Here is a 24,918-nt window from a genome sequence, read left to right as displayed (position 1 = left end):
CGAGAGCGCGTCGCGGGGCACCCTCGCCGGTGGTGAGGACGCTCGAAGACCTCCGCCCCCTGCTCGTGGGCCCCGAGCAGCGCCGCATCCGGCGGATCGAGGAGCGGCTGGACCAGTCCATGGCCGAGATGGTCGCGGGGGTGCTGCCCGAGGCCGTGATCGAGAGCCGCAAGAAGGGCGAGGCGCTCACGTGGGCGCTGGAGCCGCTCATCACCGCCGCGATCCACGAGCGCGTGCGCCGGGACCCGGGGTCGTTCGCGGACGCGATCTCCCCTGCCATGGGGCCGGCCATCCGCAGGGCCGTGGCCTGCGCTCTCCGCGCGATGATCCAGCGCCTCAACGAGGCGCTCGCCCTCGGCCTGTCCTGGGAGAGCCTGCGCTGGCGCCTCGAGGCGCGCCGCACGGGGCGTTCGTTCGCCGAGGTGGTGCTGCTCCGCTCGATGGTCTATCGGACCGAGCAGCTCTTCCTTGTCCACCGCGGGACGGGGATCGCCCTCGAGCACGTGACCGCCGAGGACATCCCCTACAGGGATCCCGATCAGGTCTCGGCGATGCTCACCGCCATCGACGCGTTCGCCCACGACGCGTTTCGGACCGATGCGCGGCTGGAGCGCTTTCGCGTGGGAGATCTCACGGGGTGGGTGGAGCATGGCCCGTCGGCCCTCCTCGTGGCCATCGTGCGCGGCGCGGCGCCGCCGGCGTACGGGACCGTCCTGTGCGAGACGCTGGAGCGCGTTCACCTCGCGTACGGTGATGAGCTCGCCGGCTTCCGCGGCGATCGGACGCCGTTCTCCGGCGCCCGCGAGCTGCTCTCGCGCAGCCTGCAACAGCAACGCAAGCCGGCCCCGGGCCGAGGTCGGGCCGCGCTCGCGGCGGCCGCCGTGCTGGCCGCGCTCGCCGCGACCGCCCTCGTCTTCTGGGTGCGCGCCTCGTGGGAGGACCAGCGCCGCTTCGCCGGCTGCGTCGAGGCGCTGCGGCGCGAGCCCGGCCTGCTTGTGACCGCGGCGGAGCGGCGCGAGGGCCAGGTCGTGCTCACGGGGGTGCGCGATCCGCTCGCCGCCGATCCGAGGGCGGTCATCGAGCGCGGCGTCCCCGCGCCCCCGGCGGTCACGCTGCGCTTCGAGCCCTTCTATTCTCTCCACCCGCAGATCGTCGAGCGCCGGGCGGCGCGCGCGCTGGAGCCGCCGCCGGGGGTCTCTCTGGCGCTGCGCGACGGCGTCCTCGTGGCCAGCGGGGTCGCGCCCGAGCGCTGGATCGAGCGCGCGCGCTGGTCGGCGGCGGTGCTCCCGGGCGTCTCGGGGTTCGACGGCGAGCGCCTGCAGGCCCAGGAGTCGATCGACCGGGCGCGCGCCGCGGCGAGATCCCTCGAGGAGGTGGAGCTCCTCTTCCCCCGCGGCGCTGCGCGGCTCTCCTCCGAGCAGCGCGCGCGTGTTGACGAGGTCGCGGCCGCGGCCGAGCGGCTGTTCGCGCTCGCGCGCGAGGCCGGCATGACCGCCGAGATCCGCGTGATCGGCTATGCGGATCCGGTCGGATCGGAGGCGTCGAATCGAGCGCTCAGCCTGGCCCGCGCGGAGCACGTCGCGGCCGAGCTCGGCGCGCGCGGCGTCCCGGCCGACCGGCTGCGCGCGAGCGGCGCGGGCCTGCGGCGCGAGCTCCAGTCCCCGTCCTGTCCGGGGGGAGCGGCGCGGACAGGGTGCATCGCCGGCGCGGACGAGCGGCGCGCGCGCAGCGTGATCTTCCTTGTGGACCTGCGCGCGGCGAGCAAGGAATGAGTCATGGCGGAGAAACGCAAGGTCTGCGTGCTGGGCGCCACGGGGGTCGGCAAGACGAGCCTCGTCGCCCGCTTCGCGCGCAGCATCTTCTCCGAGACTTACCTGACGACCATCGGCGTGACGATCGAGACGCGGCGCGTGAGGTGCGATGATCGCGAGCTCGACCTCATCCTCTGGGACCTGAGCGGAGAGGACGAGTTCCAGGACGTCCAGATATCGTACGTGCGCGGCTCCGCGGGCTTGCTCCTCGTCATCGACGGCACGCGGCGCTTCACGGTGGAGACGGGGCTCCGCCTCCACGCCGCCGCGCGGGCGATGGCCGGGGAGCTCCCGTCCGTCGTCGTCCTGAACAAGGCCGATCTCACGGCAGCGTGGGAGATCGACGAGGCCGCCGAGGCCAGGCTGAGGAGGGCGGGCCTCCTTGTCACGAGGACGAGCGCCAAGACCGGCGCCGGGGTCGAGGGCGCGTTCAGCGCGCTCGCGCGCGCCATGCTGGCGAGCGATGCGCCTTTGTGGCGGGGCTGATGGACGTGGACACCTGGCTCCTCTCGGCGCTGGACAAGCTCGTGCTCGAGCGCCTGTGCGACGGCACCTTCGTCGTCCGCGGCGAGCCGCCGCCGTGGTTCCACCGGCTCGGGATCGCGCCGCCGTGGCGCGATACGCCGCTCCGGATCGATCGCGCGCTGCCGTTCCTGGAGGTGTTCCTCCCCGAGGCGGAGCGGGCCTGGTCCACGGACGCATCGCGGAGCGCGCGAGCCGACGGCTGGACGCAGCGGAGCGTGCAGTCCGACGGCTGGACGCAGATGACCGAGGACGACGAGGCGCTGCACCTCGAGGCGACGGCGCTCTGCGTGGGCTCCTCGCGGCTGCTCGTGATCACCCGGAACGACGCGCTGTTTCACGAGCGCCGCCGCGTCCTCCAGCGGGCGCGCGAGCTGCGCCTCGTGCACGAGGCGCTGTCGCGCGAGGTCGAGCGGAAGGACGTCCTCGTCCACTGCATCGTTCACGACCTCTCCGGCCCGCTGAACAGCCTCCTCGGCGCCCTGTCCCTGCTGCAGGAGCAGCCGCTCCCCGAGAAGAGCGGCGCGCTCGCCGCGGTCGCGCTGAAGGCCGCCCTGCGGCAGCGCGAGCTCATCCGGGAGATCCTCGACACCTTCGCCGCCGAGGGGGCCGCGCTCGATGCCTCCGACGGCGAGCTCGCCGAGGTGGCGGACCTGCGCGGCACCGTCGCTCAGGTCGTCGAGGCGCTCCTGCCCATGGCGTGCAGCCGGTGTGTTCGCCTGGAAGGACCGCCCGAGAGCGGCGGGGGACAGCCGTGCTGCGTCGTCGGCGAGGGGCGCAGGCTCGCGCGCGTCGTCTCCAACCTCGTCGAGAACGCGCTCCGCTTCGCGCCTGCGCGCACGTCGGTGCGGGTCCTCGTGCACGAGGACGAGCCCGGGTGGGCTCGCGTGACGGTGGAGGACGAGGGCCCGGGCGTCTCGCCTGCCATCGCGCCGCGCCTGTTCCAGAAGTTCGCGTACGGCCGCGACCCGGGGGCGGGCAGCGGCCTCGGGCTCTACGGCGCCCGGATCGCGGTGGAGCGGTGGGGCGGGGCGATCGGCTACGAGGCGCGGCCGGAAGGAGGGGCGAGGTTCTGGGTCCGGCTGCGGCGCGTCGGCGCGGCGGGCGAGGCGGCGGGCGGCGGGGCCCAGTGCGAGACGCGAAGGGAGTGATGACATGGCCAAGCTCTTGCTGGTCGACGATGATTCGGGGACGCTCGCGTGGATGGCCGAGGCGCTCGACGGCGCGGCGTACGACGTCCGGACCGTGAGCGGCGGGAGCGCGGCGCTGGAGCTCCTCCGGACCTGGACGCCGGACCTCATCCTCACCGATTTCCTGATGCCCGAGATGGATGGCTTCGCCTTCAACCGGCTTGTGCAGTCGCGCGAGCGGGTGCCCGTGATGCTCGTCTCCGTCGTGAACAAGCCGGCGGAGGCGATCCTGCGAGGGGTCGCCGGCTACGTGCGGAAGCCCGTCACCGCCCCGGAGCTGCGCGCCGCCGTCGAGCGCGTGCTCGGCGCCGTCGAGGGGGTCGCCGTCCTCGTCGTGGACGACGACGCGGACATCCGCGAGTGCTACCGGTTCATCCTCGAGCCGCGCTTCACCGTGCTCGAGGCCGAGAACGGGCGCGACGCCCTCGCGCTGCTCTCGAGCGAGCCCGTGGCGCTGGCCATCGTGGACGTCCACATGCCCGTCATGAACGGGATGGAGCTCATCCGCGCGATGCGCGCCGACGCGAGGTTCTGCACGATCCCGGTCGTGGTGCAGACGAGCGATCGGGCCGCGGCGCGCGCGCCCGTCTGGACCGACCTGCACGTGGCGCAGACGATCCTGAAGGACGAGTTCATGGACTGGCTGATGACCCAGATCGACGCGCACCTCGCGCCGCCGCCGCCGCGCGAGGCCGAGCGCGCGTGGTCGACCGCGAGCCGGTAGGCGCCCGGCGGCCCGCGACGGGCGCCGTAGGCGCCCGGCGGCTCGCGACGGGCGCCGTCAGCCGGGCGTCCACTGCGGGTTGGCCGTGAACAGCCCGGACCCGATGCTGATGTCGTAGGCGAGGAACAGGCCGAAGCCCACGCTGAGCAGGCCCGCGCCCGCGCCGAGCGCGCGGTGCATCCCGCCGAAGCGGGCGTTCGTGTACGCGAACGGCACCGCCAGCATCCCGGTGATCAGCATCATCCCGGCGACCGTGCCCGCGCCGAACAGCGCGATGTACCCGAGCCCCCACCGCGGATCGCGCACCGTGGTCAGCACCAGGAGCGCGACCGCCGCGGAGCCCGCCACCCCGTGCACCACGCCGATGAGCAGCGGCCGGAGGCTCACGTAGACGCGTGACCGGCCGAACACGCGGTCCGCCCAGCCGACGCCGTGCCCGTGGCCGTCGTGATGCTCCGCCCCCTGCGCCTGCGGCTCGCCCCGCCGGACCGCCCGGTAGAGCCGCAGGAGATGGTACGCGCCGAGGCCGATCAGCATCAGCGCGACCGTGAGCTCCATGGCCAGGCCGACGTGCGGCGGCACCACGAGCCCGAACAGGAGGATGCCGCCCCCGATGAGCATCAGCGTGAGGGTGTGCCCCAGACCCCACATCGCGCCGATCAGCAGCGCCACCCCGAGGCTCCGGACGCGGCTCACGATCGTCGCCACCGCGATCACGTGGTCCGCGTCGGTGGCGTGGCGCATACCGAGCGAGAAGCCGAGGAGCAGCAGCGGAAACGCCGAGGCGAACATGGCCCGTTTCGTAGCACGGAGCACGCGCTCCGTGCTACGCCGGCGTGGGGCGGCTCCCTGCCGCGCCCGCGGCGCACCGGCCCCGCGCGCGGCGGCCGAGCGCTCGATCTCGTCTCGTCCGGCCCGCGGAGCTCCGTGGACTCCCGGCAGATCCGGTGAAGAACGCCCGCTTGACTCGGCCCAAGAAAGTCGGTTCGTCGGGCTCGGCGCGGCGGTGCGTGACACCCGATCAGCGCAGCCTGACGAGGCGCGCTCATCCATCAGCCGTCGATCCGCGTCGGTCAGCCGTCGATCAGCCGTCCATCCACAACCATCGTCCCACGCCGCGTCGCTTCCAGCGTGGTTCGAGGAATACAGATCTCTTGTATCTCTTGTACGAGCGCCCGGTCCCCAGGACCCCAGACGCCGTCTCCTCCCGGCGTGTCAGTTGGCGTGGTCTCGACTCAGCGCGTCGATGGCCTCTTGCATCCAGACCGCGTCCTCTTCGGCCTGCTTCAGCCCGTGCATCATCTGCTGGCGCAGCATCCCCGAGGTCTCGCGGATGCCCCGACGAAAGACCTCGGCAGCGCGCTCGTGGACGACCTTGAGCCACGGGGCAAGGACGCGTTTGTCAAGGGGTCCCGGAGCGTCCAGGACGGTTATGCAGGCCTCGATCGCCTCGCGCATGGCACGGGATTCGAGCGCGTCGGCGAAGGCGGAGAATTGGAGCAGCGACTCTCGCAGCGCAGCGCGGCCGGTCGATGAGACTCTCTCTGTCATGGCCGCGCTCAGCCTACCACCTGGGCGACGCCTCCGCCCGTGCGCGCGCTGCGATTGCGCGCGTCAGCGCAGGTGGGATCGGCCCGCCGTCTCCAGCAGCATCGCGAGCACGAGCGGGTCGCCGAGGCCGTGCTCTGCGCCCATGTGCGCGCGGAGGCGCGCGAGGCGCGCAGCGTCCTCCAGAAACAGCGGCTCGTTCAGCCGGGCCGCTGCCTCGCGCAGGATGCCCTCGCGCTCGGCGAGGAGCGCGGCCGCGCCGCTCGGGTCGCCTCGCCCGACGCGGGCGGCGGCCTCGGCGAGCGACTCGCCCGCGGCGAAGCCTTGAAGAGTCCGCGTCATCGAGGCGTCGACAGACGCCGCGCTCGCCGCGTCGCTGTCCGCGTAGCGCACCTCGATGGGGATCTCCTCGATCACGTTCTTCCTGGAGAGTCGGTCCTTGTACTTGAGCTCGACGGTCGCCAGGGTACGCTTCCCGGTGCCGGGCTCGGCGCTCAGCTTGAGCAAGAGGGCGTGCCGGTCATCGCGGGCGAAGATTGGCAGGAAGAAGCGCATGCCGCCCTCGGCATCGTCGCGCCGGTCGACCGCGATCCTGTCCCGCGACAGCGCGGCGACGTCGGCGGCGATCTCCTGGGCGCGGACGCGGGAGGCCTCGGCGTCGTTCAGCCGGCGCGAGCCGTAGACGCGGAGCAGGTCGACGCCGCGCTTCAGGCGGACGCGCACCTCGACGGCGGTCGCCACCGGGTCGAGGCGCTTGTCGAGCTCGGTCGACAGCGCGGGCGCGATCTGCGCCGGGTCTCGCAGGTAGTAGTAGCCGCCGGCCCCGTCGCTCGCGATCGCGCTCATGAGCTGGCCGTCGTAGTCGTCGCCGAGCCCGAGCGCGCTCGTCTGGACGCCGCGCTGGAAGGCGCCCCGCGCGAGCCCCGCGAGCCGCTCGCCGTGGGTGAGGCCGCTTGTCGCGCGGCCGTCGGAGACGAGCAGCACCACGCGCACGGCGTCCTCGGGGATGCCGGGCCGGCTCGCCTGCGCGTAGCCCAGCGTGAGCCCCGCGCCGATGTTCGTGCCGCCGCCCTCGTGGATCCCCTCGATGGCGCCGCGGATCGCCGCGCGGCGCGGGCCGACCGGGCCGTCCTCGATCCTCACCTCGGCGTCGCTCGAGAAGGTGGTGAGCGAGAAGTCGTCGGTGGGCGCGAGGCGGTCGACGAGCGCCTGCGCCGCGCGGCGGGCGCTCTCGATCGGCGCGCCGGCCATCGAGCCGCTCGTGTCGAGGACGAGGTGCACCGAGAGGTGCGGCCGCTCCGCCGCCGCCGCCGCCGCCGCGGAGCGGAGCGCGAGGCGCAGGTGGAGGGCGCCGCCGCCCGGTCCGAGCGCGGCGCGCTCCAGGTCGGTCCGCAGGCCGAGCGCCTTGCCGGGAGCGAGCGGGACCTCCGGGGCGTAGCGGGCGCCGACGTCGCTGACGAGCTCGCGCTCCGCCTCGGGCACGACGCCGCGCGCGAGGGCGGCCTCGAAGGCGGCGAGGTGACCGCCCCCGGGCCGGTACGTGGTCGCGAAGCGGCCGTTCGGATCGAGCGGGATCTCGGCTTCCGGAGCGTAGGCGGCCGCGCCCCGCGGCGATCCCGGCGGCGCGGCGGCGCCGGCGCGCCCGTGACCGCTGCCGAACCCCTGGCCTGTCCCGGCGCCCGCGCCGTGCCCGATCGTCCCGATGGCGCCGAGCCTCAGCCCCCCGCCGCCAGCGTCCCCGAGGCCGCCGGCGGCGTCCCCGAGCCCGTCCAGGGGGAGGCCGGATCCGCCGGCGCCCGCGGGCGCGCTGGGGTGGCCCCACGCCGCCGCCGGCGCGCCCGGCTGGCCGCCGGCGCCGCGGTTGAGCAGGCCGATCATCCCGAACTCCGCGGCGTCGCGCAGCGCCTCCTGCGGTGTCCCGTGCGGCGCGGGGTGATCGCTCGGGCCTGTGACCCCCCACCGGTTCCCCATCGCCATCCCGGGCGCGGGCGGGTTGCCCATCGATCCTTCCTCGCCCTTCGCCCTCGTTCCCGTGCCGCCCTCCTTCGCGTCCGCGCTCTGCTCGCCTTCCTCCTCGTGTGAAGCGCGCAGCTCGCGCTCGTCTGCGGACGCGAGGTACCGCTGCACGAGCGCGATCCGATCGGCGCTCATGCCGGAGGACGGGTCGACGAGAGGCGGCGCCCAGCGCGCGAGCGCGCCGAGGAGCCCGAGGTGCAGGGCCGCCGAGGCGGCGTGGAGGGCGAGGCTCTTCCGGTTCACGAGCGACCGGCGCGCGCGCACGCCCGCGGCGACGTCGGCGCCGATCTGGATCCGGACGCCCGCGATCTCGACGTCCACGCGGGCGTGCGCGGGGAGGGGGACGCGCACCGCGCCGGGGATCTCCGCGTGCGCCGCGCCGGCGTGCCGCTCCCGCGCGGCGGCGGCGGACAGGGGCGCGCCGCCCAGGGTGAGCGTCCCCGTCGCCGCGCCGAGCAGGACGAAGCGGACGCGCCCGGCGCGATCGACCTCGAGGAGGGGCGCGCGGCGCGCGCCGAGCACGCGCTCGGGGAGGAAGCCGTCGCACGGGCGCCCGTCGTCGCGCCCTTCGCCGACGTCGAACGCGCGGGGCGGCGCGAGGTGCTGGACGAGGAGGACGGTCGTCCCCCAGGAGATGAGGATCTCCACGCAGCGCACCGCGGCCACCGCGGCCTCTCCGGTGCTCGCCGCGTCCGGGGGCCCCGCGGCGGTGGGGCTCGCGTCGGTGGGGCTCGCGTCGGTGGGGCTCGCGTCGGTGGGGCTCGCGTCGGTGGGGCTCGCGTCGGTGGAGGCGGCGGCGCCGCCCTCGGCGTCCGATGGGTTCGCGCTGGGCATGGATCTCCCCTGTGCGCCGCGAGGGGCGGCGCGCTCATGTCGTCAGAAGTCCGGCGGAGGGCGCGTGGATCCGCGTCCTCCGGGCGAGGCGCTCGGCCGCTCTGGCCGGCTGTCCGTCGTACGGGCAACAGACAGCGGCGCCGCGGGGAGGTTCCGGCGGCGAGGAGGCGGCGGTGATCGTCCCCGGACGGTACGGACTGCAGTGAGGATCCTTCCGGACTGTGGTCGGGACCCCTCCGGACTGCACCCGGACCGTTCGAGACTGCAGACGGGACCCCGCCGGACCGCAGTCCGGACCCCTCGGGACTGCGGTCCGGATCCCCGGGAACTGCAGCCGGGATCCCTCCGGAGCGCGATGGAGACGCTATGTCGCCGTGGTCAACGCGCCCCGGACCACGGTCGACCGTGTTGGGGGCGGAGGGGGGACCCGTCGGGCGCGCTTGTCCGACGGGGGTCGTGGAAGGTCGTGACCGGCGGCGCTGCTAGAAATCGCCCGCGTCGCCGTCCTCCTCTTCCTCGCCGTCCGGCAGGGCGTCCTCCGGCGCGGCGTCCTTCTTCTTCCGCTTGAGCGCCGTGAGCCCGAGGGTGATCTGCGCGCGCGTGCCGAAGACGCCGCGGAACGTCGTGGCCCAGTCGTTGTACCAGAGCCGGAGCGACTCGAGCGCGGCGAGCTGCGCCTCCTTGGCCTTCGCGATCTCCTCCCGGCTCAGCGCGGGCGCGGCCTTGTCCGGCGTCCTGTGCTCCTCCGCGGCGGCGATCAGCCGGCGCATCGCGTCGATCTTCTTCGGCGTGAGGCCGCGCTCGCCGAGCGTCTCGTACAGCGCCCGCGCGCCTGGCTCGGCGCTCGACGCGAGCTCGTCGATGCGGTTCAGGAACGTCTTCACCGAGTCCACCACGGCGGGGCCGAGCGGCTGCTGGGAGAGGTCCTTGAAGAACGCGGCGGCGAACCGGTCTGTGCTCTCGCGCGGGATCACCCGCGGGATGAGCGCCCGCATCCGCGGGAACCAGAGGTTCTCGAACGCGTCGATCTCCTGGAGCAAGCGCATCCGCTCCGCCGAGACGCCGGTCGCGACGTCGCGTTGATCGCTCTCCGCCAGCCAGTGCTCGAAGCGTCGGTTCTTGCCGGAAGCCGTGGTGTACAGCTCCCATCCCAGGTCGTGCTCCTTCTGCGTGTACCCGTGGCGCCTCGCCCGGTCGAGGTGCTTCGGGAGGTTGAACAGCAAGGTATGGACGCGGCCGAGGAGCGCCGTGGCCTCGGCGTCGAGCTCGGTCGGCGTCGCTTCATCGAGCGGCTCGTCGAGCGGCTCTGTCTCGGTGCGCTCGGCTTTGGGTGCCTTCGGGGACTTTGATGTCTTGGGTTGGCCCATGAGATCCTCCAGTGTGGCAAGCTACTTGGACAGGCAAGCCCATGTCACCCGCGGCGTGCGTCGGGAACGTGCGCCCCCATGTCGACCGCACCGGTCCGGGTCGGGAGCGCTCTCGAGGCGCTGGTCTCCGTCTCCTGGTAGACCGAGGAGCAACGCGGAGCGCCTCCCCACCACCTTGGTCGCTGAAGCGGTGACGGAACCCGTCTCTTCGCAACGGGAAGCCGGAATTTAACGCAAAGGCGCAAAGGCGCAAAGGCGCAAAAAGGCAAGGAAGGGGGGAGTCATTCCTGCAATCCGTTGACCACGCGATGGATACCCTGACTCACTCTCACCTCGCCAAAATTGATGACGATCGCGAGCTTGAGATTCGAGAGCCGCAGGTAGGTGAGGGCCTGCGCTTCGAATACTCTGTTGTACGCGACCGTGGCCTTGCACTCGACGATGACTCGCTCGCCCACGAGCAGATCGAGGCGCAAATCCGACGCAAGGCGCTTGCCCTTGTACACGAGCGGCACCGTCTTCTGGCGCACCACGCTCAGCCTTCGCGACTCAAGCTCGAAGGCAAGCGCCTCTTCGTAGACGGCTTCGAGCAGCCCCGGACCTCCCAGGCTGCGATGCACCTCGATCGCCGCGTCGACGACGATCTTGGCCATCTCATTCTCGTTCATTTTCCCTCCGTCGTTTTGCGCCTTTGCGCCTTTGCGCCTTTGCGTTGAATTCCGGGAAGGGTTTGTGCGGGGTGTTCGTCAACCGATCGGCTGGCGAGCTCCCCACCCTCCGCCGCTCAGCCCCCCTCCCGCCCTTACGCCCCCCGCCGCCGCCCCCAGAGCGCCATCGCCCCGAGCAGCGCCGCCCCCAGCGCCGCGCCATCGCCGCCCCCGCGCTGCGGGTCGCCCAAGGTCGCGCAGGCGCAGCCGCCGCCTGGACGGAGGAGGACCGGAGCCTGCTGCGCCCCCTCGCACAGGTCCACGGTGAGCGGGCGCGGCGCGCGCCGCCCGCTGCCCTGATCGAGCGGCGTCTCGAGGTTGCCTGTGTTCCGGTTGTCGTGGTGGAAGCTCTCCCAGGCGATGACCGCGTCCGTCGTCGCCTCGGTGTGCCAGGCGAAGAGCCAGCCGTCGCGGGTGCCCACCACGACCTCGAGCGTCCCGTCGCCGTCGAGATCGCCCACGGTAGGCGTCGTCGCGATCGACTGGCCGGTGAACTTCGGGAACCCGCGCGGCTGCCGGCCGCACCCGTCGAAGGCGTGCAGGAAGTAGCCGCTCGAGCCCGTCAGCACCTCGGGATAACCGTCGCCGTTCAGATCGACCACCGCCTGGCTGTTGCCGAGCGTGTGATCCTCGAGGACGAACGGCGCGCGCGGCAGCATCGCGCCCGACCTGCCGCTCCAGACCGCGAGCAGGTGAGGCCCCGGCTGCTCCGCGCCGCGCGCGCCCGCCAGGGCCAGCGCGGCCGCCTCCGAGGAGCCGGCGGCGATGACGTCGGGCGTGCCGTCCTGATCGACGTCGCCGAGCGCGGGATGCGAGAGCAGCGGGAGCATCGTCCGCGCGCCCGCGGCGGGCGAGAGCGGGCCGAACGTCGGATCGAGCCCGGCCTGCGAGCCCCCCCGCGCCGGCGGCAGCGCGCCCGCGGGGGTCGAGAGGAGCGCGTCCTGCCCGCCGGGCGAGGCCGGGAGCACGAGCGGCGCGGCGCCGTTGCCCTGGATGACGCCGGCCAGCGTGCCGTCGAACCGCCCGACGACGCCCGAGGCCGTGATCCCCTCCGCGACGAGCGGGGCGAGCGAGAGCGACGGGATCGTGACAGGCCAGCCCGCGAGCACCGGCCCGGAGGCCGCTGCCGTGCCGCGCGCGTCGAGCACGTAGACCGCCCCGGCCTCGCCGTCGTCGCCGAGCCGCTCGCTCGACCCGACGAGCAGGTCGGGGAGGCCATCGCCGTTGAAGTCGGCGACGGCCGGCGTCGCGAGCAGGCGGCTCCGCGCAGGCTCCGCGGCCAGCGGTCCCGTGTAGTGCACCTCCACGGGCCAGCCGCGCAGCGCGTCGCCGTTCGCGTCGAACGCGTAGATCTTGCCGTCGAAGGCCGCCTGGATCACGTCGAGCCAGCCGTCGCCGTCGAGGTCGGCGATGACCGGCGAGGCGGAGGCCCCCCGCGCGATCCGCGCCCCCTCGGACATGCACGGCGCGCTCGCCGGCGCGCCGGGATCGAGCGGGCACGAGGGGATCTCGGGCAGGCGTACCGGCCACCCGGCCCGGAGGAGGCCGTCCGCGCCGACCACGTAGACCGTGCCCGGCCAGGTGGAGACCGCGATCTCCTGCGCGCCGTCTCCGTCGAGATCCGCGATCGCGGGCGCGCCCAGGATCGGCTCGCGGCCGAGCGCCCAGGCCACCTCGCCGTACGCGCGGGCCCTCCGGTAGACGGGCGTGGCCGGCGACGGCGCAGGATCGAGCAGGCCGTCGGCGAGCCGCGTCTGGAACGGGAACCCCGGCAGCGGCTCGGGTCCCTTCGGCGTCATCGTCAGCACGTGCAGCTCGCCGCCGGCCGTCGGGTAGATGAGCTCGCGGGCCCCGTCGCCGTCGAGGTCCGCGAGCTTCGGGCTGCCCTCGCCGCTGTCGCCGATGAAGCGGGGGAAGCCCTGGACCAGCGTCGGATCGCTGGCGACGTAGTACGTGCGCCGCGCCTCGCTCTCCACGTCGCCGGTGGCCCCGTCGTAGTGGGCGACCGCGTGGATGCGCACCGTGATCGCGCGGTCGTTCTCGCCGTGGGGGCTGTCGGCGTCGCGGGCGTGGGACGTGTCGATGGTGCGCACGTCGAGCGAGGCGATCGGGCCCTGGCCGCCGATGGTGACCGTCGGCGCGACGTTCACCTCCCGGTGGATCACCTTGAAGTCCGCGGCGAGCGGCTGCACGCCCGGCGCCCACGCGACCGAGTAGTCGTACGCCGTCGCCCGCTTCGCCGAGACGGTGCCCTCGATCGGCACCGGCACCTGGACCTGATCCTTGTAGAGGACCTCGAACCACCGCGGCGACGTGAGGTCGATCGCGGGCGGCACGCGCCCGTCGCTGAGCGCCTCGACGGCGCGGTTCGCGTTGACGCGGCCGTGGCCGAACCGCTGATCGAACCCGGGCTGCGAAGCGCGGTACGGCGACCCCGGCTCGCGCGACTCCGGCACGGCGATGTCGTCGGCGCTCGCGATGAGCAGGCCCCGCATCTCGCCGGGGGACAGGGTCACGCCGCGCTCCAGGGCGGCGGAGTACAGGAGCCCCGCGATGCCGGAGAGCTCGGCGGTCGCGTCGCTGGCGCAGCCGGCGCTCGACACGGCGAGCAGGTTGTTGCCGCCGAAGCTCGAGCACGGCGAGGCGTCGAGGAACGAGGTCGACGTCGTGACGCTCTGGCCGTCGTAGCGGACGGCGCTCACGGGCAGCGCGTGGTTGCTCGTCGCGGGCGCGCTGTGGTGGCGCGAGCCCTCGTTGCCCATCGACACGACGACGAGCGTCCCCTTGGCGTGGGCGTGGTCGAGCGCCGCCTGGAGGAAGGCGGTGCTGTCGACGGCGGTCACCGGGCACTGCACGACGTCGGCGCGGAGGTCGGCCGCGTAGAGGAGCGCCTTCGCGAGGTCCTGCGCGTCGGCGACGTGGCTGTCGCCGACGCGCAGCGGGACGACCCTGCACTGCGGGCAGACGCCCGCGCCGCCCAGCTGGTTGTTCGTCTGCGCCGCCGAGGTCTTCGCCCCCTCGGTGCCGTGGCCGTTCCGGGTGTCGTCGAACGGATCGTTGTCGTTCTTGAAGAAGTCCCAGCCCGCGATGTCGTCGACGTAGCCGTTCTGATCGCCGTCGACCCCGTCCGAGAAGTGCAGGATGAGGTCACCGGCGTCGAGCTGGCCGTTCGCGTTCCGGTCGCCCTGCGGCCGCCCTTCCGACGCCCCGGGCGTGAGCCAGGATGTATTCTTGTAGTCCGAGGCGGACAGGACCCCGTCGCCGTTGCAGTCGAAGCCGGCGAGCTCGCCGTCGCCCCCGCACGGCGTGCCGTCCGCGTGCAGCGGCGGGTAGGGCGCGAGCTCGCCCCGGTTGATCCACACCTTCTCGAGGAGATCTCCCTCGCCCCAGAGGATCCCGGAGTCGGTGACGGCGATCCTGACGCGCGGGTCCCCCTGGGTGAGCCGCCACGCGAGATCGATCGCCATGCCGGCGGCGGTCTCCTCCGGGCGCGGGCGGACGCCCTCGCTCGGGGCCGGGATGAAGGAGTAGAAGCTCCACTGCCCGCTCTGCGTGGCCGAGGTGCCGTACCCGGGATCGCTCGGCCAGCTCTCCGGATCGGCCATGTCCGCTGCGCTGGCCGAGGGGGGCGGCGGCCAGCCGCCGGACGCATCGGAGGGAACGAGCGCGCCCGCCGCGGCGCCGCCGAGCGCCCCCAGAAAAGCAAGCGAGGAAAAGCGAATGCAGCGCATATGCCGAGACCCTACCATCGGTCCATGCGCGCGAGGCAACCGGCGCTCGCCGCAGGAAAGCGGCGCTTTCCCCGCGCCCGCGCCCGGTTCGCGGAGGTCTGCGCGCCGCGGGGGACCGGGCGCGGCGGCGGCGCTCAGGGCGAGGGCGGCGAGGGCGTGCAGGCCGCGGGGGTGGGGTGCTGGGCGCAGTACGTCGGGTCGTCCGGCGGACCGATGCGGAGCACCATGTCCTGCGACGCGAGGCGCGGTCGCGCGCCGCATGTGTCGGGGGACGCGCTCTCCGACGGCGCGCACACGCCGGCCTCGTTGGGCACGGTCCAGGCCTGGCCGGTGCCGTAGATGAGGTTGAGCGCGTAGCGCCCCACGGGCAGGCAGCCGTAGACGACCTCGATCGTGCGCCCGAATTGCCGCGTGAGCGCCTCCTCGACGTCGCGGACACCCCATGCGCCGGCGTTCTCGTCCTCCGGCTCGGGGAGGATGGCGTTGCCCTCCGTGTCCGTCTCGTGGCTGATCACGAGGACGCCCTTCGGCTCGGTCGGGTGCATGCAGAGCGCAGCGGGCCGGACGCCGACGAGCACGCTCTCGCGCGGCTCGTCCAGCGGCGCCGCGCCGAGCAGGGCGGTGGTCGCGAGGTCGTCGTAGATCGTGAGCCCCTGGAGGAGCACCGCGGGCGCGGCCTGGCGGACCAGCGGGTCGTGGTCGTCGAGCTTGGTGAACACCGAGATCGGGAAGAGCGCCGGGATCTGGGCCGAGTCGGGGACGTGGTCGTCGGCGTCGATCGCTCCGTCGCGGTTCACGTCCTGGCGCGCGTACGTGAGCGTCGGCGCGGGCTCGCCGCCCACCGGCAGCGAGATCGGGGGCATCGCCGCGCTCGCGATCTCCCTGGCCGGCACCCCCGCGGCGAGCCGCAGGCGCAGGAGCGACGCCTCGGCGCCGGCGGGATCGGCCAGGGTGAACGTCTCCAGCTGGAAGTCGGACGCCATGACCACCTCGCTCGAGCTCGGGCGGATGCCGGACGCTGGCGCGAGGACCTCGGCGACGTGGAAGATCGGCCGCTCCAGCGGGAGCGGGAGGCCGAGGGTGACCGCGATGCCGCTGACGCGCGCGCCCGTCGCGGGGATCGGGGCGGCGAGCGTGATCTCGCGGTAGCGCGGGGCGGCGCCGCCGAGCACCTCGGTCGCGTTCTCGATCGCGCCGCCGGCCACGTCACCCCGGCTCGGCAGGTTGGCGATGCTGAAGGTCGGGTCGAAATCGCCGTCGTGGTCGTAGAAGCCGCGGATCTGGTAGGTGCCGGCGGGCAGCGGCGACAGCCTCCAGGTGGCGCTCACGGTCACGGGCGGATCGTCCGGCTCGGGGCAGCGGAGCACGCCGTCGCTCGTGAGATCGAGCGCGGCGCCCAGGCCCCCGAACAGCTCGTCGCCGGGGATCACGTCGAGGCTCGCGGCCGAGGTGCCGAGCCCCTCCGGCGGCGGCAGGAGGCGCGTGTCGAAGCCGAGCACGACGGCGGCGCCGACGACGTGGCCGTCCTTCGTGCAGGGCCGGGGGCCGGCGTACGTCACCGTGCCGTCGAGCACCCCGGCGGGGCCGCTGTGGTCCGGCAGCGGGATGAAGACGTCCACCGCCTCGCAGCCCGGGAGGGCCGCGAGGAGTGCGCCGAGCAGGGAGAGACCGGTGCGGGGGGTGGGTCGGAGCATGGGGGTGCCTAGAGCGAGTACCTGAGGAATCCCATGAAGCGCCGGCCGATGCGGTTGCCGAACGGGTGCATCTGCAGCGGCTGATCGCCGAGCCCGTCGAGCGCGTTGAAGACGGTCGCGGAGATCTCGGCGCGGTTGTTCAGGAAGCGGTAGCCGAGGCGCGCGTTGAGCAGCGTGTACGCGGGCAGCTTGTAGATGTGCGTGTCGATGACCGTCCCCGCCGGGACCTGCTCGGCCCACTCCTGCTTGGACTGGTAGTGGAGCGTGACCTCGCCGTCGACGCCGACCGGGGTGCGGACCTGGACCCCCGCGTTCACCTTGTGCTGGCTTGTGCGCCCGTCCTTGAGGGCCTTGCACCCGGCCGGGAGCTCCTGCTCCGACAGGTTGAGCGCGTAGTTGGCGAAGACGTCGAGCCCCTCGGCGGGGTAGACGCGGCCGCCGAGCTCGCCGCCGAGCACGTGGTAGATGTCGCACTGGTTCTCGAAGCCGCCGAGGCCGGAGGTGTAGCGCCCCGTCTCCGGGTTCAGCCCCCCGAACCCCTGGGCGCGCTGCGAGAGCGTCGTGCGCTGCGGCTCGGCGAGCACGATGAGGTTGCTCACGCGGTTGTAGTACGCGGTGACCTCGAACTCGAATTGGTCGCTCTGCTGGTTCAGGTAGCTCGCCTCGGCGGTGATGATCTGCTCGGGGTCGACGATGACGTCGGACCTGACCGGCGGCCGCGTGGTCGAGAGGAACTCGAGGCCGGGCAGCGCGAGCTGGATCGGCAGGTCGACGTAGGCCTCGAGCGACGTGGGCGAGCGGAACGCGGTCGAGCCGGAGACGCGGATCGCCTGGCGCGGGGTCGGCTTGACGATGACGGAGCCGCGCGGCGACGGGATGAGCCGCTCCAGGTAAGGCACGTAGTCGAGCCTTCCGGAGGCGACCAGCGTGACGCGCTCCCCGAGCTTCATCGAGTCCTGGAGGAACACCGAGCCGTGGTGCTCGATCGGCATGTCGTCGTCGAGGTAGCTCCAGTCGGTCGCCTTGAGCCGGTAGCCGAGGCCGATGTGGAAGTCGTGCACGACGGGCGCGGGCGCCCGGAGCGTCTTCACGAACTCGAGCTCGGCGTTCACGATGTGCTGCCGCGGCCTCCCCGCGTACAACGGGTGTCCGAGGTACGCGGCGTTGAGCTGCGAGTACCCGTCGATGTGCGAGTAGTACGTCCGCGCGTTGACGTTCTCGCTGCGGTACGCGACCGAGGCGTCCGTGTTGGCGGCCTCCAGGTTGTAGTCGTTGAACGGGCCGATGCCGTAGACGTCGAGCTCGCTCCGGGAATAGCCGGCGCCCACCGCGAGCTCGCGCTGAGGCCCGAGCCGCTGCGTGGCCCGGAGGTCGATGCGCACGTTCTGCGCGCCGAGATCCTGGCTCTGGCCGCTTGTCTCGAGGTCGATCCGGTCGTCCGCGACCTCGCGCGTCCACCGCGGGTAGCGCGTGTAGCCCGCCGACAGGCGGTACGCGAAGTCCCCCTCGCGCGCCGAGGTCCACACCGAGCCGTAGCCCTGCTGGTGATCGCCGTAGCCGGCGCGGAAGCCGCTCTTCCCGACGCCGGGCTCGATCGTGATGATGTTGACGATGCCGGCGAACGCGTCGGCGCCGTAGAGCGCCGAGCCCGGGCCGCGCACCACCTCGATGCGCTCGATCTGGTCCACGTCGATCGAGAGCGCCTCCCAGAAGGTCGAGCCGAGCACGTCGTTCTTGACCGTGCGCCCGTTCACGAGGACGAGGAGCTTGTTCGCGAGGCGGCTGTTGAAGCCGCGCATCGAGACGTTCGCGTCGCCGCCCGTGATCTGCATGACGTCCATGCCGGCGACGCGCCGGAGCAGCTCCGGGATGCGGGTCATCCCGGAGAGCCGGATGTCCTGGCGGGTGACGAGGGTCGTGGAGTTCGGGGAGTCGAGCGGGCTCTGGGCGCCGCGCGACGCGGTGATGACGGTCTCCTGGTAGACGTCCTCGGTGCGGGCCGCGCCGACGATCCCCGCGGCGTCGCCGGGGGCCGCGCTCGATGCCGGCGCCGGCGCCGGGACCGCGGCGTTCGCGGGCGCGCCCTCGGCGGTGGGCTGCCCGGCGGTGGGCTGGGCGGGCGCGTCGCCGGGGGCGGCCTGCTGCGGCCCGGGCGGCTGCGGCTCGGGCGCCGGCGGCTGCCTCGGCTCCGGGGCCGCCGCGGCGCGCTGCGCGGCGAGGCGTTGCTCCAGCTGCTCCACGACCCGCGTCGCCAGCTCCCTGTCCGGGGGGTCGCTCGCGATGTACTCGCGGTACGCGGCGATCGCCTGCTCGATGTGGCCGGCCTCGGCGTGCGCGCGCGCGATGTTGAAGACGACGTTCGGGTGCGGGAGGATCTCGTTGGCCTTGTGGAGCTGGCGGATGCCCTCGTCGAACTGCTTCTGGGCGATGAGGTCCATGCCTGCCCGGAAGTGGACGCGCGCCTCGGTGCGGGCGTCGGCGAGCGCGCCTCGCGGGGCGGTCATCGCGCCGAGGGCGACGGCGCAGGCCAAGAGCCTCCGCCCGAGCGCCGCCCCGCTGCGCGGCCGCGCTGCGCGGGCGTCGTTCGTCGGGGCGGGCGCCGGGACGGCGTCGCGGAGGCCGTGCGAGCAGGAATCGGAAGACGACATGCGTTCGCCCTGTCCTCATCGGGGCCGGGGGCGCGACCGCGAGCCTCCGGCGACAAAGGCCGGGTCGCGACGGCGAGCCCGGCGAGAGCTCGGGAGCGCGGACGGCGCTGCTCCCCACATCACACCGAACACTTCATCGACGCGAGGAGCGCCCGCCACGCCCCTCGCGCGAGCGCGAAGCCACCGCGGTCATGGTAAGCGGTTCTGGCCGCGAAGGCGCGGCGATTCTAACAAAGCGGCCGGCGCGCGTCCGCGCGCTCGTCAGTACGGGTTGCTCTTGTACGGCTCGGTCTTCTGGGCGTTCGCCCTGGGCTTGCTCGGCGTCCCCGGCGCCGTGATGGGGGCCGGATCGAGCTTCGCGCGCACCTTCTCCTCGGCGCCGGAGACGCGCACGATCGCGGGCTTGTAGCCCTGCTTCTCGAACACGAGCTCGTGCTCGGACGCGAGCGAGGCCGCCCTCCCGCGCCAGATGATCTCGCACGGCGTCTCGGTGCAGAGCTCCTTGTTGCCTTCCCTGACCGCCGCTCCGGGCGGCGTGCTCTCGACCTGGAGCGGGCGCGCCGGGGGCGCGTTCGCCGCGGGCGCGTTCACCTCCGGGGCCGTCTCGTCCGCCGGCGTGCTCCCTGCGCTCGGTTCGCGCGCCGCCGCGCTCGTCTCTGCCGCCGGCGCGCGCGTCGTCATGACGGCGGCGACGCCGACCACGGCCGCGAGGGCCGCGGCGATCGCCCAGGGGACGACCTTCCGACCCGGGCTCGCGCCGGGCTGGGTCGACGCGAGGCCCTCCGCGTGCGGCGCCGGGCGCGGCCCCATCGAGTCGGTGATCGACGGGGCGACGAAGAGGGGCGCCGCCGGCGGCTTCAGCGCGCTGTCGGTGGTGAGGGGGCCTGTATAGGTCACGAGCGAGCTCGTGGGAGGTGACGAGTTCGGCGTGGAGAGGGCCGGGAGCTCGCCCAACGTCGAGTACGACGGAGCCGACGGATACGAAGGGATCGACGGATACGACGAGGCCGACGGATACGAGGGGGCCGACGCGCGGTAGCTCGTCGTGCCCGGCAGCATGGGCGCGGTCTCGCCCGTGTCTCGCGTGGAGATGCCCCCCGCGGCGAACTTGAGCGCGGTCACGAGCTCGTTCATCGAGGAGAAGCGCTGCGCCGGGTCCTTCTCCAGGCAGCGGTAGACGATCCCCTCCATCGTCTGAGAGATGGAGAGCGTCGGGTTGTGCACCTGCATGGGCGGGACCGGGTCGTGGACGTGCGACATGAGCGTCCCGACGCTCGCGCCCTTGTCGAAGGGCACCTGTCCCGACAGCATCTCGTACATCATCACGCCGAGCGCGTAGATATCGGTGCGCGCGGACACGTCGCAGCCGGCGATCTGCTCGGGCGCCATGTACTTGGGCGAGCCCATGAACAGGCCCTGTTGCGTCAGGTCCTCGCCGCTCTGGGTGTCCTTGACCAGCCCGAAATCGAGCACCTTCACGTGGTCCTGCTCGTCTTCGTGGTCGACGAGCAGCACGTTGCCCGGCTTGAGATCGCGGTGCACGACGCCGATCGCGTGCGCCTCGCGGAGCGACCGGCAGATCTGGCGGGCGATGTGCGCGACGCGCGCCTCGGGGAACGGTCCTTCCTCGCGGAGCACGCGGTGGAGGGTCTTCCCCTCGATGTACTCCATCGCGATGTAGTAGATATCGTCGTCGCTATGGCCGTAGTCGAACACGGTGACCGTGTTCGGGTGCGAGAGCTTCGCCGCGGTCGACGCCTCGAGGAAGAAGCGCCTGTGGAACTCGGGATCGTGGTCGCCCTCGTACTTGGGGCTCAGCACCTTGAGCGCGCAGATGCGGCCGAGCGGCGCTTGCTCGGCCCTGTACACCTTGCCCATGCCGCCGCGGGCGATGACGCTGACGATCTTGAAGCGGCCGTTGATGACACGCCCTAGCAGCGGGTCCGGCGCGGCAGACCTCGATGCCCTCGAGCTGCCGTTTACCTCTCGCTGTCGGCCATCAGGCATGTCGTGCCTCTCCTCGGGCAGCGTGAGGAGGTGAAGATTGGACACACAGCAGCCGCCTCGGGAGCAGTGTGACTGAGGCGACTCTGACGTGTCAATCTGCAGTGCCACGATACACGCAGGAAATGCGCGGCATGTGGTGCGCTGCCGTCCGGACGGTCGGTGAGCCGCGGTGCGGCGGCTTCCCGGCGCGGTGATCGCGCCGGAAGGGTCCGCTGGAGGTGGCTCAGCGTCGGGCGGCGACAGCGAACAGGAACCCGCCGCTCGGCAGGGGGCCGCCGATCCAGAGGCGGTTCTCCTCGTCGGCGAGGAGCGCGAGCGACGTGCCCGCCGTCGCGAGCTCGAGGAGCGGGGCCGGGGAGCCGTCGGCGCGCACGCGACCGCCGTCGTCGCTGAAGGCGACGGCGACCGGCGCGAGCGCCTCGTAGGTCGCGGGGTCGCTCGGCTGGAAGACGAGGAGGCCCGGCGCGCCCTGCTCGGGCGCGAGGGCTGCCAGGCTCATGCCGCTGCCCGGGAGCGAGAAGAGGACGTCGCCCTCCGCAGGCCCGGCGCCCCGCGCGATCGCGCTGGCCGCGAAGCCGCGCGCCTGCTGCGTTCCGTCTGCAGACGGGAGCACGGCGAACACGTTGCCGCGGAGGTCCGCGGCGACGGGGCCGGAGCTGTCGCCCCACGCCGCGACGGCGGTGGGCTCCGCGCAGCTCGCGTCGCCCTCCGGCACGAGCCGCGCGTCCTGCCCCGCCGCGCCGCAGCGGTCGGCTGCATAGAGGCCGTTCGGGCCCGCGGCGGGATCGCCGAGCGGCGAGAGCCCGGTGTGGAGCAGGCGCCCCTCGACGGCGGCGACCGCGAAGAAGCCGTTCACCTCGTAGCGCTTCGCCACCGCGCGGTCCTCGATGAGGACCAGGTCCCCGCGCGTGTCGGGGAACGCGCTGGTCCACGAGATCGCCGTCCAGCCGAAGAAGGGCAGGTCCACGGCCTGTCCGCCGAGGAAGGCGCCGTCGGGGATGCCGGCGTCGACGGTCGTCCGCGCCGCGGCGAGCTCCCCGTCCGCTCCGTCCGGCGGCGTGAGCCGCACGATCTCGACCGCGCCATCGGCGTCGCTCCGCGCGAGCATCGGTCCGCCGTGCCGTCCCCACGTCACCGAGGCGAAGCCGATCTCCTCGTCCGTCGTGTAGACGGCGATGGCGCACCACGCGGGGTCGACCAGCGAGAAGAGCGCGTCGTGGGATCGCGCGTCCAGGCACCCGGCGCCGTCCGCGTCGCCGCTCCCGCCCGACGTCGCTCCGGCGCTCCCGTCCGTGTCGTCGCCGCAGCCCAGCGCGAGCGCCGCCGCTGCGCAGAGCGCCGCCGCGGCGAGGCGCGCTCTTCCCTGTTGGATCCAGCCGTCCCAGCGCATCGATGCCTCCGAGGATCCGCGGCGCTGCGGTCCGGTGATCGCGTCCGTCCCGGGCTCCGGGCCGGCGGGGGCGCTGCGCCGGATCACGGCTCCACCGGCTCGCTGGCCCGGAGCGCCTCGCGTCGTCAGCGCCGGCGCACGGCGGTCGCGCCGGGCTGATCGAGCCGCGTAAACAAATCGGCGGTCATCGTCAAGAGATCCCGGCGCCCGGGGCGTCCGGAGGGGCGATCTCGGCACAAACCAGCGGGCCGGCGGCTGCCGCCGCGCGGTGTCCTGCCTGTCCCCCAGAACGACCGTTGCGCTCCACGTTCAGATGGACGACGCTGTGCGCCGCAGCCGGTGTCGGGCACGCTCCGGTTCGCGCTCCTTTTATCCACCGCGGGCCGTGACCAAGACACCCCCTCCTCCCATTACTGCCGGAACGGTCATCAACGATCGTTACGACATCCGTCAGAGCCTCGGTAAAGGCGGCATGGGCGAGGTCTTCCTGGCCTTCGATCGCTCGACCCAGCAGACCGTGGCTCTGAAGGTGGTTCGCGAAGAGTCGCGCATGCCGGGCGACGACGAGGCGCTCCGCCAGGAGCTCCTCCTCGCGCGCTCGGTCGGCCACCCGAACGTCTGCCGCGTGCACGACCTCGCGCCGAGCCCGTGGGGCCCCATCCTCGTGATGGAGCAGATCCCCGGGCAGACGCTCCACACGCACATCCGCAAGCGCAAGGCCCAGGGCGGCTACACGGCGGACGAGTTCCGCAAGATAGCGAGCGAGGTCTGCAACGGGCTCGCGGCCATCCACGCGCAGGGCCTCGTGCACGGCGACCTGAAGCCCGGCAACGTGATGGTCTCCGAGGGCCGCGCGGTGATCCTCGACTTCGGCTTCGCGCAGGAGCGCGCCCGCGCCTCGGCGCGCCGCCCCGGCGCGCCGCCCGACGGCGGCACGCCGAACTACATGTCTCCCGAGCGGCTGCGCAACGGCGGCGCGAGCCCCGAGGACGACGTGTACGCCATGGCCCTGACGCTCTGGGAGATGTGGACCTGCCGCGTCCCTGAGCCCGGCTACAAGCCGCGGCTCAAGACGATGAAGCAGCAGATCATGTTCGACGTCCCGGCGGGCCTGTCGATCGACGAGGTGCGGCAGATCTTCCGCGGCCTCAACGAAGATCCGTCGATGCGGCCGCAGGCGCGGCACATGCGCTTCTTCAACCCGTCGCAGCTCACGACGAGCCCGATCCAGCTGCCGCGCGAGCGCCTCGATCCGGGGCCGCCGCCGGGCGGCGCGCTCAAGCTGAACTTCACCCCCGCGGCGCAGTCGCTGCTCGTGACGTACGCGACGAACGCGCCCGAGATCGTCGGCTCGCTGCTGCCGCTGCACGACACGAAGCTCGCGCTCGGCCGGCGCAGCGATCAGAGCCTGTGCGTGCCCGAGGCGACCGTCTCGGGGGCGCACGCGATCCTCAAGTGGCAGACGGGCTCGTGGCTGATCGAGGATCAGGGCAGCACGAACGGCACCTACGCGGACTTCAACTACGAGCGCAAGTCGCAGGTCTCGCTGCTGCACGGCGGCGAGGTGCAGGTCGGCGAGTGCCGGATGAAGCTCGTGACCTTCGGCCCGGACTCGCCGCAGCACCGGCGCGCGAAGCAGTACCTCGCGAAGCGCGACGGCCTCACCGGCCTGCTCGTGCGCGAGCACCTGATGAAGGCGATCGACGAGGACGGCCTGTTCGCCGACTGGGCCGAGGTGCCGATGCAGGTCGCGCGCTACGAGCTGCGCGGGCCGAACCGCCAGGTCAGCGAGCGCCCGACCATCCTGGAGATGCTCGCCTTGCGGAAGGCGGCGCAGCGGGTGATCGATCTGACCGAGATGCTCCTGCTCAGCCTCACCCCCGCCGTGGCGGGGCGGACGGGGCCGCTCAAATTCGTGGTCTCGATCGTGGGTCCGAGCATCGACGAGGCTCGCCACGTGGTCGAGCAGGTGGTCGCGCAGGTTCAGGGGATGCTCCCCGAGACGCTCGAGCTTGGCGCGACGCTGGTGAAGGGCGAGCCCGGGCGCCCTGCGCGGACGCTCATCGATTGAACCTGAACGCGTCCGATGAACAGCCGGCCTCCGTTCCCGTCCAGTCCGCCGTCTCAGCCCTCGCCGTACCGTTATCTCGGTCGCGGCGGCGGCGAGCGCCCCGTGCGGCTCCAGATCATCATCGCGCTCGTCGCGGGGCTAATCCTCGTGGCGGTGCCGCTCTACCTCTGGCGCCGCCCGAAGCCTGAGTCGATCCCGTCCGCCGACGCCGCGACGGCCGACGCCGGCGCCTACGCCTGGGACGCGGGGGCGCTCGCCGACGCGGGCGCCGCGCTGGCGGAGGGCGTCAAGCTCTCGCCGTTCACCACGATCAAGTGCGAGAACCCCGGCCCGGGCACCACGCCGCCCGAGCGCTGCGATCACGTCACCTTCTTCGAGGACGCCCTCGCGCGCGCGATCCGCGACAACGTCCAGTGCGCCCCGTCCGGCAAGGCGAGCGTCACGGTGAGCTTCGTCTTCGAGATGGACTTCCGGCGCAAGCGCACCAACGTCTACGCCGGCAAGTCGACGACGGTGGACCGCGCGAAGACGAAGGAGCTGCTCCGCTGCGTGAAGCGCGCGATGCCGACGCCCGACTGGGGGACGATCCCGCACCAGTACGTGAAGTACAAGATCAACGTCATGGCGACGTACCCTGCCAGCGACTCCTTCTGAGGCG

The 24,918-nt window shown here is 73.1% G+C and carries 16 protein-coding genes; 6 read left to right on the top strand and 10 right to left on the bottom strand.

Annotated features, from left to right (window positions below; all coding sequences use genetic code 11):
• Positions 1–32: 32 nt before the first annotated feature.
• Genes WMF36_RS30835 through WMF36_RS30820 form a run of 4 tightly spaced genes read left to right on the top strand, consistent with a single transcriptional unit; the run spans position 33 to position 4,247 of the window.
• Positions 33–1,772 carry an OmpA family protein gene (locus WMF36_RS30835; protein ID WP_437574343.1) on the top strand — a complete coding sequence of 580 codons (1,740 nt, stop codon included), beginning with the start codon at positions 33–35 and terminating at the stop codon, positions 1,770–1,772.
• Positions 1,773–1,775: 3 nt separating this feature from the next.
• Complete coding sequence (locus WMF36_RS30830; RefSeq protein ID WP_437574342.1) at positions 1,776–2,297, top strand: Rab family GTPase; 522 nt, start codon at positions 1,776–1,778, stop codon at positions 2,295–2,297.
• Positions 2,297–3,484: a sensor histidine kinase gene (locus tag WMF36_RS30825; RefSeq protein ID WP_437574341.1), complete on the top strand. Its 1,188-nt coding sequence runs from the start codon at positions 2,297–2,299 to the stop codon at positions 3,482–3,484. The genes WMF36_RS30830 and WMF36_RS30825 overlap by 1 nt, the downstream gene beginning before the upstream one ends.
• A gap of 4 nt (positions 3,485–3,488) precedes the next feature.
• Positions 3,489–4,247: a response regulator gene (locus WMF36_RS30820; protein ID WP_437574340.1), complete on the top strand. Its 759-nt coding sequence runs from the start codon at positions 3,489–3,491 to the stop codon at positions 4,245–4,247.
• Positions 4,248–4,304: 57 nt separating this feature from the next.
• Here WMF36_RS30820 and WMF36_RS30815 read toward each other — a convergent pair whose 3' ends face one another.
• From WMF36_RS30815 to WMF36_RS30770, 10 genes are all read right to left on the bottom strand, one after another.
• Positions 4,305–5,039: a high-affinity nickel-transport family protein gene (locus WMF36_RS30815; RefSeq protein ID WP_437574339.1), complete on the bottom strand. Its 735-nt coding sequence runs from the start codon at positions 5,037–5,039 to the stop codon at positions 4,305–4,307.
• A 423-nt stretch (positions 5,040–5,462) separates the two neighbouring features.
• Positions 5,463–5,705, bottom strand: a complete 243-nt coding sequence (locus WMF36_RS30810) for a hypothetical protein (RefSeq protein WP_437574338.1) — start codon at positions 5,703–5,705, stop codon at positions 5,463–5,465.
• Between the two features lie 156 nt (positions 5,706–5,861).
• Positions 5,862–8,645, bottom strand: a complete 2,784-nt coding sequence (locus tag WMF36_RS30805) for a VWA domain-containing protein (RefSeq protein WP_437574337.1) — start codon at positions 8,643–8,645, stop codon at positions 5,862–5,864.
• Positions 8,646–9,127: 482 nt separating this feature from the next.
• On the bottom strand, positions 9,128–10,012 hold the full coding sequence (locus WMF36_RS30800) for a hypothetical protein (protein ID WP_437574336.1): 885 nt from the start codon (positions 10,010–10,012) through the stop codon (positions 9,128–9,130).
• A 281-nt stretch (positions 10,013–10,293) separates the two neighbouring features.
• Positions 10,294–10,665, bottom strand: a complete 372-nt coding sequence (locus WMF36_RS30795) for a GxxExxY protein (RefSeq protein WP_437574335.1) — start codon at positions 10,663–10,665, stop codon at positions 10,294–10,296.
• 149 nt (positions 10,666–10,814) lie between these two features.
• Complete coding sequence (locus tag WMF36_RS30790) at positions 10,815–14,450, bottom strand: FG-GAP-like repeat-containing protein (protein WP_437574334.1); 3,636 nt, start codon at positions 14,448–14,450, stop codon at positions 10,815–10,817.
• A gap of 134 nt (positions 14,451–14,584) precedes the next feature.
• Entirely contained in the window at positions 14,585–16,144 is a 1,560-nt protein-coding gene (locus tag WMF36_RS30785; RefSeq protein WP_437574333.1) for a hypothetical protein, read from the bottom strand.
• Between the two features lie 8 nt (positions 16,145–16,152).
• A complete protein-coding gene (locus WMF36_RS30780) occupies positions 16,153–18,792 on the bottom strand; it encodes a TonB-dependent receptor domain-containing protein (RefSeq protein WP_437574332.1) in 2,640 nt (879 codons plus the stop codon).
• A gap of 261 nt (positions 18,793–19,053) precedes the next feature.
• Positions 19,054–20,799: a serine/threonine protein kinase gene (locus WMF36_RS30775; protein WP_437574331.1), complete on the bottom strand. Its 1,746-nt coding sequence runs from the start codon at positions 20,797–20,799 to the stop codon at positions 19,054–19,056.
• Between the two features lie 223 nt (positions 20,800–21,022).
• Positions 21,023–22,276: a hypothetical protein gene (locus tag WMF36_RS30770; protein WP_437574330.1), complete on the bottom strand. Its 1,254-nt coding sequence runs from the start codon at positions 22,274–22,276 to the stop codon at positions 21,023–21,025.
• Between the two features lie 238 nt (positions 22,277–22,514).
• On the opposite strand from WMF36_RS30770, the gene WMF36_RS30765 reads away from it, so the two are divergent.
• Complete coding sequence (locus tag WMF36_RS30765; RefSeq protein ID WP_437581981.1) at positions 22,515–24,260, top strand: protein kinase domain-containing protein; 1,746 nt, start codon at positions 22,515–22,517, stop codon at positions 24,258–24,260.
• Between the two features lie 15 nt (positions 24,261–24,275).
• On the top strand, positions 24,276–24,914 hold the full coding sequence (locus WMF36_RS30760) for a hypothetical protein (protein WP_437574329.1): 639 nt from the start codon (positions 24,276–24,278) through the stop codon (positions 24,912–24,914).
• Positions 24,915–24,918: the final 4 nt, after the last annotated feature.

The organism is Sorangium sp. So ce887, from assembly GCF_051521455.1.
GTDB lineage: Bacteria > Myxococcota_A > Polyangia > Polyangiales > Polyangiaceae > Sorangium.
Note: the sequence above shows the minus strand (reverse complement) of the source record. Positions and strands in the feature narration are given on the sequence as shown.

Coding starts and splice junctions, on each gene's coding strand:
- WMF36_RS30830 (WP_437574342.1), top strand. CDS start 1,776: ATGGCGGAGAAACGCAAGGTCTGCGTGCTGGGCGCCACGGGGGTCGGC.
- WMF36_RS30825 (WP_437574341.1), top strand. CDS start 2,297: ATGGACGTGGACACCTGGCTCCTCTCGGCGCTGGACAAGCTCGTGCTC.
- WMF36_RS30820 (WP_437574340.1), top strand. CDS start 3,489: ATGGCCAAGCTCTTGCTGGTCGACGATGATTCGGGGACGCTCGCGTGG.
- WMF36_RS30815 (WP_437574339.1), bottom strand. CDS start 5,039: ATGTTCGCCTCGGCGTTTCCGCTGCTGCTCCTCGGCTTCTCGCTCGGT.
- WMF36_RS30810 (WP_437574338.1), bottom strand. CDS start 5,705: ATGCGCGAGGCGATCGAGGCCTGCATAACCGTCCTGGACGCTCCGGGA.
- WMF36_RS30805 (WP_437574337.1), bottom strand. CDS start 8,645: ATGCCCAGCGCGAACCCATCGGACGCCGAGGGCGGCGCCGCCGCCTCC.
- WMF36_RS30800 (WP_437574336.1), bottom strand. CDS start 10,012: ATGGGCCAACCCAAGACATCAAAGTCCCCGAAGGCACCCAAAGCCGAG.
- WMF36_RS30795 (WP_437574335.1), bottom strand. CDS start 10,665: ATGGCCAAGATCGTCGTCGACGCGGCGATCGAGGTGCATCGCAGCCTG.
- WMF36_RS30790 (WP_437574334.1), bottom strand. CDS start 14,450: ATGCGCTGCATTCGCTTTTCCTCGCTTGCTTTTCTGGGGGCGCTCGGC.
- WMF36_RS30785 (WP_437574333.1), bottom strand. CDS start 16,144: ATGCTCCGACCCACCCCCCGCACCGGTCTCTCCCTGCTCGGCGCACTC.
- WMF36_RS30780 (WP_437574332.1), bottom strand. CDS start 18,792: ATGTCGTCTTCCGATTCCTGCTCGCACGGCCTCCGCGACGCCGTCCCG.
- WMF36_RS30775 (WP_437574331.1), bottom strand. CDS start 20,799: ATGCCTGATGGCCGACAGCGAGAGGTAAACGGCAGCTCGAGGGCATCG.
- WMF36_RS30760 (WP_437574329.1), top strand. CDS start 24,276: ATGAACAGCCGGCCTCCGTTCCCGTCCAGTCCGCCGTCTCAGCCCTCG.